This is a genomic window from Nocardia mexicana NBRC 108244, assembly GCF_001613165.1.
GTDB lineage: Bacteria > Actinomycetota > Actinomycetes > Mycobacteriales > Mycobacteriaceae > Nocardia > Nocardia mexicana.
The window spans coordinates 1-11,510 of record NZ_BDBV01000008.1 but is presented as its reverse complement, the minus strand read 5'-3'; the positions used below and the strand labels follow the sequence as shown (position 1 = coordinate 11,510).

The 11,510-nt window shown below is 67.8% G+C and carries 10 protein-coding genes; 5 read left to right on the top strand and 5 right to left on the bottom strand.

Annotated features, from left to right (window positions below; translation table 11 throughout):
- Window positions 1–796, bottom strand: a 796-nt coding sequence (locus NM1_RS04415; RefSeq protein WP_373864018.1) for a histidine kinase dimerization/phospho-acceptor domain-containing protein, incomplete at its 3' end; no start/stop codon positions are given.
- A complete protein-coding gene (locus NM1_RS04410) occupies window positions 793–1,470 on the bottom strand; it encodes a response regulator transcription factor (RefSeq protein WP_068014179.1) in 678 nt (225 codons plus the stop codon). The genes NM1_RS04410 and NM1_RS04415, both read right to left, overlap by 4 nt.
- A 511-nt stretch (window positions 1,471–1,981) precedes the next feature.
- On the opposite strand from NM1_RS04410, the gene mgtE reads away from it, so the two are divergent.
- Window positions 1,982–3,409, top strand: coding sequence for a magnesium transporter (gene mgtE / locus NM1_RS04405; protein WP_084519153.1), 1,428 nt, complete (start codon window positions 1,982–1,984; stop codon window positions 3,407–3,409).
- Window positions 3,410–3,471: 62 nt separating this feature from the next.
- On the opposite strand, the gene NM1_RS04400 is transcribed toward mgtE, so the two are convergent.
- Window positions 3,472–3,876: a DUF7144 family membrane protein gene (locus tag NM1_RS04400; protein WP_068014177.1), complete on the bottom strand. Its 405-nt coding sequence runs from the start codon at window positions 3,874–3,876 to the stop codon at window positions 3,472–3,474.
- A gap of 325 nt (window positions 3,877–4,201) precedes the next feature.
- Here NM1_RS04400 and nrdF point away from each other — a divergent pair, with 325 nt between their 5' ends.
- Window positions 4,202–5,164 (top strand): class 1b ribonucleoside-diphosphate reductase subunit beta, encoded by a 963-nt coding sequence (nrdF, locus tag NM1_RS04395; protein ID WP_068014175.1) that lies wholly within the window; start codon window positions 4,202–4,204, stop codon window positions 5,162–5,164.
- A gap of 243 nt (window positions 5,165–5,407) precedes the next feature.
- Here nrdF and NM1_RS04390 read toward each other — a convergent pair whose 3' ends face one another.
- A complete protein-coding gene (locus NM1_RS04390) occupies window positions 5,408–6,970 on the bottom strand; it encodes an alkaline phosphatase D family protein (protein WP_068014183.1) in 1,563 nt (520 codons plus the stop codon).
- A gap of 267 nt (window positions 6,971–7,237) precedes the next feature.
- On the opposite strand from NM1_RS04390, the gene NM1_RS04385 reads away from it, so the two are divergent.
- Both NM1_RS04385 and NM1_RS04380 read left to right on the top strand, forming a co-directional pair.
- A complete protein-coding gene (locus tag NM1_RS04385; RefSeq protein WP_068014171.1) occupies window positions 7,238–8,392 on the top strand; it encodes a damage-control phosphatase ARMT1 family protein in 1,155 nt (384 codons plus the stop codon).
- A gap of 150 nt (window positions 8,393–8,542) precedes the next feature.
- Window positions 8,543–8,941, top strand: coding sequence for a hypothetical protein (locus NM1_RS04380; RefSeq protein WP_068014169.1), 399 nt, complete (start codon window positions 8,543–8,545; stop codon window positions 8,939–8,941).
- A gap of 158 nt (window positions 8,942–9,099) precedes the next feature.
- Here NM1_RS04380 and NM1_RS04375 read toward each other — a convergent pair whose 3' ends face one another.
- Window positions 9,100–10,182, bottom strand: a complete 1,083-nt coding sequence (locus tag NM1_RS04375; protein WP_084519152.1) for an ABC transporter substrate-binding protein — start codon at window positions 10,180–10,182, stop codon at window positions 9,100–9,102.
- A 150-nt stretch (window positions 10,183–10,332) separates the two neighbouring features.
- On the opposite strand from NM1_RS04375, the gene NM1_RS04370 reads away from it, so the two are divergent.
- Window positions 10,333–11,510, top strand: a 1,178-nt coding sequence (locus NM1_RS04370) for a cbb3-type cytochrome c oxidase subunit I (RefSeq protein ID WP_068014181.1), incomplete at its 3' end; no start/stop codon positions are given.

The window sequence follows — 11,510 nt, the reverse complement described above, 5'->3', positions numbered from 1 at the left end:
GGTCGGCCAGGCCGCGGGTCTCACGCAGCACCCGATCGACGTCGTCGGCGGTGTGCGGCCGGGATTCGGTGAGCAGTTTCAGGGTGGTCAGCGGCGTGCGCAGCTCGTGGGCGGCGTCGGCGAGGAATTGCTCGTGCTCGTCGAGCACCTGGACCGCGGCGCGCATGCTGCGCCCGGCCAGCAGATGCCCGGCCGCGCCCGCGGCGGCGACGATGAGCAGGCCGCCGAGCGCCACGCCGCCGATCAGCAGTCGATGCGCATCGGCTCCGCTCATCGGCGTCGAGCCCGCCAGCACCACCGCGACGAGATCGGTGTCGTCCCAGAACACCGGGGTCGCCGCGATCCGCACCGGCGCCCCGGAGACATCGGTATCGGTGTGCAGCAGGGTCGCGTAGATCTGGCGCTGCGACCGGTCCACCGCGTCGGCGGCGAGCATGGCGAGATCGGCGTCGCTCGGCAGCTGCGAGCGCAGATAGGCGTGCGCCTGCCCCCACGGCCCGTTGGTTCCGCCGCGGGTGAGGACGGCGACCGCGGTCTGCTGATTCGCCAGCTCGTCGTCGATGATGGTCGAGATGTCGAGGGTGCGGTCGTCGTCGGCGAGCTGCACCGCGCGGGCCAGCCCCCCGGCCACCCGATCGAGATCGTGATCCACACCGCGAGAACGGGATTGGCCGTCGACGAGCACCGCGACCACGCCGAGTACGCCCACGCACACCAGGGTTATCGAGGTGACGAGCGCGGTCAGCATCCATCGGGTGCGGCGCAGCCGGGCCAGCGCGGGACTGCGCTCGTTCACGCCGCGCCCACGGACTCGACGGCGAGCAGGAATCCCGTGCCGCGCACCGTTTCGATCACCGACGGCGGCCCGAGCTTGCGGCGCAGCTTCGCGACCACCGCATCGACGACATTGGATGCGGGCTCGGCCATTTCGTCCCAGCAGCACTCGATGAGTTCGGTGCGCGAGACGACGGTGCCGCGCCGTGCCGCCATCAGCTCCAGCACGGCGAACTCCTTGGGAGTCAGCGACAGCAGGATCCCGCCGCGCCGCACCCGGCGTCGCATCAGGTCGATCTCGATATCGCCCGCCGCGACCCGCGAGACGGTCGGCGGCGCCTGACGGCGGCACAGTGCGCGCACCCGCAGCACCAGTTCGGCCAGCGCGAACGGCTTGGCCAGATAGTCGTCGGCGCCATGCTCGAATCCGGCGATGCGATCGGCGAGCCCGTCCCGGCCCGTCAGTATCAGCGCGGGCACAGCGTGGCCCGCGGTGCGGATGCCCGCGACCAGATTCAGGCCGTCGCCGTCGGGCAGCCCGCGGTCGACGACCAGGCAGTCGTAGCGGTTGACGGCGATCTTGAAATCGGCATCGGCGATATGTCTCGCGATATCGACGGCGAATCCGGCCGACCGCAGCCCCTCCGTGACCTCGCGGCACAGCCGCGGATCATCCTCCAGCACCAGAACACGCACGAGGGCAGACCTTAAGCCATGGCGGTCGGCCGCCGAACGGGGTGTGACGGCAAATGAGTGCGAACTTATCGGAAAATGATCGGATTCCGGCTCGCGGTTGCGCCCGCCGCAATATTGTTGGCCCCCAAGTTAACTCGGGGGACTTCGGCCGCGTGGTGCGGGGGCGGCGCTGGAGCCGGGAATGACCCGGCGCGCCGTGGTGTTGTACTCCTACCGGCGTGGCGTGCTCGGTATTCGAGTATGCTGCTCCAGAATGCAATATTGCGTCATCGGCGGGCCAGTCGCCGATGGCTGCGTTCGTCGAAGGGCGGACGGCGCACATGAACGGCGGCGACGATGAGGAGGTGGGTTGCTATGCGTAGCGAGCCCCCCAGTCGAAGGCCGCGCGGCGTCGCCTTCATGATCTGCCGATAGTTCGTCGGCGGTAGGGGCGGCGCCCCGCGGTGTGATGATCCGGTTCCATTCCCGCTCCATGCCGTAGTGCTGCATGCCGTTGTGCCGAGGTTCTGCCATGTCGCCGACCGATCTCTCCGTCGCCGCTCCCGTGCTCCCCGTAGCCGAGCCGACGTCCGCCGAGTCCGTGTCCACCGAATCGCTGCCGCAGTTCGCCCAGGGCGAGTCGCTGCGCGACATCGTCGACTGCCACCGCGTCGACGCCACCCTGGCGTGGCTGGACAATCACCCGCCGCACCTGATCGCCGACGAACTCGCGCGCATGGACGCGGTACAGGCCGGTCTGGCCTTCCGGCTGCTCGACAAGGACAGCGCGCTGGCGGTGTTCGAGGAGCTCGAGCCCGTCGACCAGCAGCAGATCCTGTCCGGCCTGCGCGGCCAGGCATTCCGGGAACTCGTCGAGGAGATGGATCCCGACGACCGCGCCCGGATGCTGCGCGAGGCCCCGGCCAAGGTCGCCAAGAAGGTGCTGGCCGGGCTGAGCCCGCGCGAACGCCGCATGACCGCCGCCCTGCTCGGCTATCCGGAGGGCGCTGTCGGCCGGTACATGACGCCGGAGGTCGTCGCGCTGCCGCGGCAGGTGACCGTCGCCCAGGCCCTGCAGATGGTGCGGGTGAAGGGCGTCGGCGCCGAGACCGTGTACACGCTGCCGGTGGTGGATCTCGGTCGACGGCTGATCGGCATCGTCGAGCTGCGCGAGCTGGTGCTCAGCGCGCCCGAGGCCATGGTGTCCGATCTCGTCGTCACCGAACCGGTGTTCGTGCGGGCCACGGACTCGGCGGAGAAGGCCGCCCGGCTGATGCGCGAGACCAACCTCATCAACCTGCCCGTGGTCGACAGCGAGGACCGGCTGGTCGGGCTGCTGACCATCGACGACGCGGTCGAGGTGATCGAGGCCGCCGACAGCGAGGACGTGGCACGGCAGGCCGGTACCACGCCGTGGGCCGGTCACTACATGGCGGCCGGGGTGTTCCAGCTGGCCCGGTACCGGGCGATGTGGTTGATGCTGCTGCTGGTGGCGGCCACGCTGACGGTCTCGGTGACCGACGCCTTCGAGGCCACCCTCGCCCAGGCTGCGCACCTGGCGCTGTTCATTCCGCTGCTGATCGGGGCCGGTGGCAATGCGGGCGCGCAGGCGGCGACGTCGTGCGTGCGCGCGCTGGCCGTCGGCGAGGTCCGGGTGTCGGACCTGCTGCGGGTGATCTGGCGGGAATGCCGGGTGGGCCTGGTGCTGGGGTCGATGCTGGCAGTGGTCGGCATGATCATCGGCGGCATCTTCGTCAGCGCGCAGATCGCGCTGGTCGTGGGCATCACGCTGATCGTCATCTGCGGCTGGGCGGCGACCATCGGCGGCACCATGCCGCTGCTGGCGAAGAAACTCCGCATCGACCCGGCGGTGATCTCGGCGCCGATGGTCACCACCCTGGTCGACGCCACGGGGCTGATCATCTACTTCACCACCGCCAAGGTCGTGCTGGGCATCTGACGGGGGCGGCATTCGACCTGCCTCGGGGTAGGCAGGTCGAATGCGCGGCGCGGAAACGACTTTCAGGCGTCGTCGGCGGACAGCTGGCGGGCCAGCGCCCAGATCACCAGCACATCGATGGCGATGATGACCAGCGCCCAGAACGGGTACATCGGGGCGAAGATGAAGTTGGCGAGGACGCTGAGCGCGGCCATGACGATGCCGCCGAGGTAGCCCCAGGTCTTGCCGTTGACGATCCCTATTCCCGCGATGATCACCAGCGCGGCGATCACCACGTGCAGCCATCCCCAGCCGGTGAGGCTGATGCGGAAGATCTCGTCCTCGTCGACGATGAACACCGAGCGCTCCGCGATGGCGGCGATGCCCGTCAGCAGGTGCATCACGCCGGCGATGAGCAGGAGTACACCGGAGAAGATCGTCCACGAGCTCAGCGAGCTACCGGACCGGACCGTGCCGGGAACTGCCATTGCACTGACTCCTTTCGAACAACACGCGGGTGGTGATCGAACCGAGCGGCATCGCGACGCATTGATGCCGTGTCTGGCAAACTGCGAGCATCCAATAGCGTACGCGGGGTTGACCTGTCATGCGCGGCACGATGTGCTGTGATGGTCGGCATGGCGGTTCGCGCCGCGGTGCGGGTGTGCATCGGCCCACGTTGACGGCATTTGCGCAGGACGGGGGAGACACAAGGTCTTGTGCTGCAAGGGGTTGTCGCCCCCAAGTAGTAGTGTTTTCCCGTACGGGAAATCTGTACGGTCCGGCTAGGTGAGAAGGGTGAGTGAGCGGCGCGTGAAGCTGATCGACCGAGTGTCTGCGATCAACTGGAATCGGGTGCCCGACGAGAAGGACGCCGAGGTCTGGGACCGGCTGGTAGGCAACTTCTGGTTGCCGGAGAAGGTTCCGGTGTCCAATGACATTCCGTCGTGGAACACGTTGAGCCCCCACGAAAAGCAGCTGACCATGCGGGTTTTCACCGGCCTGACGCTGCTGGACACCATCCAGGGCACGGTCGGCGCGGTGAGCCTGATCCCGGACGCGCTGACCCCGCACGAGGAGGCGGTGTACACCAACATCGCGTTCATGGAGTCGGTGCACGCCAAGAGCTACAGCTCGATCTTCTCCACCCTGTGCTCCACCCGCGAGATCGACGACGCCTTCCGCTGGTCGGAGGAGAACCGGAACCTGCAGCGCAAGGCCGAGATCGTCCTCGACTACTACAACGGTGACGAGCCGCTCAAGCGCAAGGTCGCCTCCACGCTGCTGGAGAGCTTCCTGTTCTACTCCGGCTTCTACCTGCCCATGTACTGGTCCTCGCGGGCCAAGCTCACCAACACCGCCGACCTGATCCGCCTGATCATCCGCGACGAGGCCGTGCACGGCTACTACATCGGCTACAAGTATCAGAAGGGCCTGGAGAGCCTCACCGAGGCCGAGCAGACCGAGCTGAAGAACTACACCTTCGAGTTGCTGTTCGAGCTGTACGAGAACGAGGTCGAGTACACCCAGGACCTCTACGACGAGGTCGGCCTGACCGAGGACGTCAAGAAGTTCCTGCGCTACAACGCCAACAAGGCGCTGATGAATCTCGGCTACGAGGGCCTGTTCCCCAAGGACGAGACCGACGTCAACCCCGCGATCCTGTCGGCGCTGTCACCGAACGCCGACGAGAACCACGACTTCTTCTCCGGGTCGGGGTCGAGTTATGTCATCGGCAAGGCGGTGAACACCGAGGACGAGGACTGGGACTTCTGAGCTAACCAGTCCCGCAACGACATTCGGACGTCCTGGACGCCCCGCGCCTCGTCATCTACACGCCCAATCCTCGTCATTCCGGCGCGCTCGCCCCGTCATTCCGGCGCGCTTTTGGCTGGAATCTCACGGTGGATTCCGGCCAAAAGCATGCCGGAATGACGAGGGTCGCGGGCGTTTCGGAATGATGGGGCGAGCGTGCCGGAATGACGGTGTGGGGCGCCGGAATAACTGGGCGCTGGTCGATTAGGCCGGTGGTAGGCGCTGGGTGAACAGCACTTTGCCCGTCGCGTCGCACAGGTTGACCGTCAGCTCCCTGCTCTTGCCGTCGATGAGCACCTCGCCGAAGTGCTGGAAGCCGTCCATCGGCGAGGTGTTCTGTACGGGCGGCGCGTTGACGAAAACGGCTGTGGGGCCGAAGGTTCCGTCGAGATCGTTGGGGCCGAACGCCCCGGCGTTGAGCGGGCCGGAGACGAACTCCCAGAACGGGTCGAAGTCGGTGAAGGCGGCGCGCTCCGGCGAATAATGGTGTGCGGCGGTGTAATGCACGTCCGCGGTCAGCCACACGACGCCGGTGACCCTGTTCGCCTTGACGGCCGACAGCACCCGGGCGATCTCGGTCTCGCGTCCGGACGGTGCGCCCGGGTCGCTGTTCGCCGGACCCTCGAAGGCGGTGGTGTTCGGCTGCTCGCCGTCCTTCACGACCAGGCCCAGCGGCAGGTCGTTGGCGATGATCTTCCAGGTGGCCTTCGACTCCCGCAGCGAGTCGATCAGCCACTGTGTTTGCTTGGCGCCGAAGATCTTTCCGTCGGGGGAACGATTGGCGTCGTTGGCGTCCTTATATGTCCGCATGTCGAGCATGAACACGTCCAGCAGCGGGCCGTAGGGGATCTTGCGGTAGAGCCTGCCGTCGACGGCCTCGGCGGGGTCCAGCGGCATCCACTCGTGGAACGCCTGCCACGCGCGCTGGGCCAGCACATCCATGCTGCGCTCGGTGTAGCCCTTGGTCGCGGCGACGGTGCCGCCCGGGTACCAGTTGTTGACCGTCTCGTGGTCGTCCCACTGCACGACCTGCGCCGTCGAACCGGTGAAGCGCCGATAGTTGTCGTCGAGCAGGTTGTAGGCGTACTGGCCGCGGAACTGCTCGAGGGTCTGGGCCACTGCGGATTTCGGCTCGGTGACCACGTTGCGCCAGACACGTCCGTCCGGCAGCGTCACCGATTCCTTCAGCGGGCCGTCGGCATAGATGGCATCGCCGGAGTGAATGAACAGGTGCGGGTCGCGGGCGGCCATGGCCGAGAAGATCTTCATGCCGCCCAGGTCCGGATTGCTGCCCCAACCCTGGCCGACGACGTCGCCCGACCACAGCAGCCGCAGATCCGACGCCGCCGTCGGCACGGTGCGGAACACCCCCGTGAGCGGTTCCGAGGTCGCTCCGCCGTCCCCCTCGAGCGTCACCCGATAGTGCACCTGCTGCCCGGCGGGCAGTCCGGCGAGGCGCAGCCGACCGGTGCCGTCGGTCGCGGGGGTGAGCGCCGGTCCCTCGAAACGCCTTGTATCGGTGAAGGATTCGGTCGCCGACGTCTCCACGATCAGCTTGGCCGGGCGGTCGGAGCGGGCCCAGATCAGCGCGCCGTCACCGCGGGGATCGCCGACGGCCACGCCGTGGGTGAGGTTCGGCCGCTCCCGCACCAATCCGGGGCCGTCCGACGAGCACGCCACCAGCCCCGGCGCGGCGACGAGACCCACCGCGGTGGAGCGCAGCAGGGTCCGTCGCGAGATGCCGGAGTGCAGATGTCGGTCAACCATGGATCGCACCTTGTCCAAGCCAACGCAACGCAACTTGAACGGCTGCCGTCCGGGAAACCAACTCTCACCAAAACGGACTGATCGGTCTGTCTGGCTGTGCGATCCGGCCGCAGCGGACACATTCGGCCGACACATGGCGATTCGTGCTCGATTGCGGCGGATCGTGACCGCTCGGGCCGGATTCGGGTGCCGATGTTCGCCCCAGTGGTCCGCGGCGACCCGGTGGTGCATCGCAGGCCCACCCGTCGTGGATGACAGGATCGAGGGATGACCGATGCGCCGCAGATTCTCGCCGGAGTCCCGGGCTCGTTTCCGCACAGTGTGTTCCACGAGCGTCATCCGAAGCTGATCGAGCAGGTGATCGACGCCCATCCGTATGGGCACGCGGAGCAGACGGCGCTGCGGAAACTGCTGGCGGAGAGCATCGGCGGGGTGATCGAACCGCTCGAGACCGATGCGGGGGACGGTGCGCGGTGGCACGAGTGGGGGCGGGACATGTGGGGGCGCCCGTGGGGTGAGGCCTCGTTCCTGTGGGCCGAAAGCTACTTCTACCGGCGACTACTGGAGGCGGTCGGATATTTCGGCGCGGGTGTCTGGCAGGGTATCGATCCCTTCGGGCCGACCAAGGCCGCCGAATTGGCGAGCCCGGCCGTCGCCGACGAGTTGCACGCGCTCGCCGCGCTGGCGGATGTGCCGGAGGACAAGAAGCGCGATGCCCTGCTGGTCTCGGCGCTGTGGGGCAACCAGGCCGACCTCGGCTTCCAGCTGACCGCCGGTTCGGGTGCCCGGGACGAAAGGCTGCTGGTCGACGACAGCCCGGTGCTGTGGGCGACGCTGGCCGCGGCGACCGATCCGGACGTCTGCCTGGTGGCGGACAACGCGGGCCGGGAACTGCTGCCCGATCTGATCCTCATCGATCACCTGCTCACCAGCGGTTCGGCCGCCCGGGTCACGATCTACCTCAAACCGCAGCCGTACTACGTCTCCGACGCGACCATGGCCGACCTGCTGGCCGCGGTGCGTGTGCTGCGCGACAGCGATGCGGCCGAGGCCGCGCGGGCGGGGGAGCGGCTGTGGCAGGTGATGAACGAGGGCCGCCTGGTCCCGCGCACCCACGAATTCTTTTGTGCCCCACTGTCATTCCACGATCTGCCGGAAGATCTCGCGGTCGAGTTCGCGTGCGCGGCGATGACGATCCTCAAGGGCGACCTGAACTACCGCCGCCTGCTCGGCGACCGCGACTGGCCCCCGACGACGTCGTTCGCCGACCTCACCGCCTACTTCCCGTCGCCGGTCACCGCGCTGCGCACGCTGAAGTCCGACGTCATCGCCGGACTGTCCGCCGAACAGGTGGCCGACCTCGACGCCGCCGGGCAGGACTGGCGCACCAGCGGTAAGCACGCGCTCATTCAGGCTCGGTGATTCGCCAACCGGGGTTGCCGACCTCGACGCCACCGCGCGGAGTTCGGCGCACGACCGGCGAATGTCTCGCGCGCACGCGTGCTGACCTGCTCATACGACGAAATTCGACCGTCTCGAGACGTGTCATGGACCCCGCGCTAGTATTCGAATATGCGTTCGAACGAGGAAGGTGAGTTACCTCGGACCGAAGGCACGGAGCCCGAGCTGCAGTACCCGAACGAGACGGGCTACTACTACCGGGCGCTCACCTATCCGCCGCGCCCGGTGTGGGTCCGTCTCGATGCCCTGCTCGTGCGTGATCCAGGGATGCCACGTCACATCAACGGGGCCGGACTGGATATGACGGGCGAGCGGCCCGGCACCCTGACGCACTGGGTGCCGAGCCTGAACGGCGACTGGCTGGGCCGGGTGAATTTCTCGATTCCGTACGCGGACGGCCGTCCGCCGCTGCACCTGACCGACCAACTGGTCCCCGCCTACGCGCTACGCCCCCGCAAGAGCGTGCGCCGCCATCCCGAAGAGGTCGGGGACGCGGATGCCTCCGCCTGACAACCTGCGCCAACGGCGATCTTCCCCCGGGCGTGCCCTTCTAACTCGTTCCCTGGGCGTGCCTCTACTCGTTCCCCGGCGTGCTGCTCGTTCCCCGGCGTGCTGCTCGTTCCCTGGGTATGCCTCTACTCGTTCCCCGGCGTGCTTTCGGCCGGGGCTCAGTCGGTGACGTAGCTGTTGAGCGACTTGGCCAGGTCGGTGAGCAGGGCTCGGGCGGCGGTGAGGCCGGTGCCGTGCCAGATCGCGTCGTCGACGGCGAAATCGCGTTTATCGATGACGGCGCTGACCTTTTCCCAGTCCGGGCCGTCCATCACCTTTTCGCCGTGGGTCTTGCCGTCGGGCCCGTCGAACATCAGGTAGACGATGTCGCCCTCGATCTTGTTGCGGTCGTCGGCGGAGGAGAGGCTGCTGACGCTGAACGAGGCCCCGCGCTGCGCGACGGGCCGCTGCACCCCGGCGTCGGCGAGCACCTGCCCGGCGAAGCTGTCGTCGCCCTGGACCTGGATGTCGGCGGAGGGCGCGAAGCGGATGACCGAGGCCTGCGACAGGTTTGCCGCGACCGCGGTGCCGGTATCGCGGGCGGCGGTCCGATAGTCCGCCAGCGCCTTTGCGCCCGCGTTGCTGCGGCCCATCGCCTCGGCGTAGCCGGTGAAGGTCGACTGCCAGTTGCCGGGCCCGGCCTGCACGGTGGGGGCGATCCCGCGCAGCGCATCGACACTGCCGTCGCCGCCGAGGATCAGGTCCGGTCGCAGCGCCGCGATCGCCTGGACGTCGGGTGCGCCGATGCCGCCCACGCCCGGAATCTTCTGCACGCCCGTGCCCATATAGGTCGGCTGCGGGGCCTCCCCGGCGAGCGTGGTGGCGCCGACCACGCGCTCCCACAGCCCCAGCGCGCACACGGCGTCCAGTGCCGTGGTGTCGAGCACGACGATGCGCTGGGGGTCCGCCGGGACCTGCGTGGGTCCGGCGGGCTGGGCGACGGTGTGGGTGCCGGACCGCTGATCCGGCGCCGAGGGCAGCGCGCACGCGGTGCGGGTGTCGCGCTCGATTCCGACCACGGCGGCCCCGGCGATATTGGTGGTGGTGCGCACGATGCTGGCGTCGTCGTGCGACCCCTGCGCGCAGCCCGCGACCAACGCCACGGCGGCGGCCGCGGCCAAGCTACCGACGCGCAAACGCCGAGCGTGGCGGCGGTTGCGGGCTGTGGTGTTTCGGGTGGAGTCGACCTCGATCACCGGCATGCGGGGAAGGGTACACAGCCGCCCCGACATCACCGCAACGACGACACCCGCGACGGTCGAATACGACACAGAGTAGGACCGGGCGCGATGCGCTGTGGCAGCACGGTTTACGATGCGTCGTAGCGCATTGCCGTACCTAATGGAGGATCAGTGACTGCTGTAGAGCCCCAGCCAGTCCCGAAGTTGGAAGCGACTCGGCCGTACCCACCACGTCTGGGGCCGAAGGGGTCGTTCATCTACAAGGCTGTCACCACCACCGACCCCAAGGTGCTCGGTGTGATGTACCTGGTGACGGCCATGTCGTTCTTCCTCATCGGCGGCGTGATGGCGCTGCTGATGCGCGGTGAGCTGGCCCGGCCCGGCCTGCAGTTCCTGTCGCCGGAGCAGTTCAACCAGCTGTTCACCATGCACGGCACGATCATGCTGCTGTTCTACGCGACCGCGATCGTGTTCGGCTTCGCCAACATCGTGCTGCCGCTGCAGATCGGCGCCCCCGACGTCGCCTTCCCGCGCCTGAACGCGTTCAGCTACTGGCTGTACCTGTTCGGCGCCTCGATGGCGACCGCGGGCTTCATCACCCCGGGCGGCGCGGCCGACTTCGGCTGGACCGCCTACACCCCGCTGTCGGACATCGTGCATTCGCCCGGGGTCGGCGCCGACCTGTGGATCATGGGTCTGGCCGTCTCCGGCCTGGGAACCATCCTCGGCGGCGTCAACATGCTGACCACCGTGGTCTGCCTGCGCGCGCCCGGCATGACGCTGTTCCGGATGCCGATCTTCACCTGGAACATCGCCGTCACCAGCGTGCTGGTGCTGCTGGCCTTCCCGCTGCTGACCGCCGCGCTGATGGGCCTGGCCTACGACCGGCACCTGGGCGGGCACATCTACGACCCGGCATCCGGCGGCGCGCTGCTCTATCAGCACCTGTTCTGGTACTTCGGGCATCCCGAGGTGTACATCATCGCGCTGCCGTTCTTCGGCATCGTGTCGGAGATATTCCCGGTGTTCAGCCGCAAGCCGATCTTCGGTTACACGACGCTGGTCTACGCGACCCTGGGTATCGCCGCCCTGTCGATCGCGGTGTGGGCGCACCACATGTACGCCACCGGCGCCGTGCTGCTGCCGTACTTCTCGTTCATGACCTTCCTGATCGCCGTCCCGACCGGTGTGAAGTTCTTCAACTGGATCGGCACGATGTGGAAGGGGCAGTTGACGTTCGAATCGCCGATGTTGTTCTCGGTCGGATTCATCGTCACGTTCCTGTTCGGTGGCCTGTCGGGTGTCATCCTGGCCAGCCCGCCGCTGGACTTCCACGTGTCGGACACCTA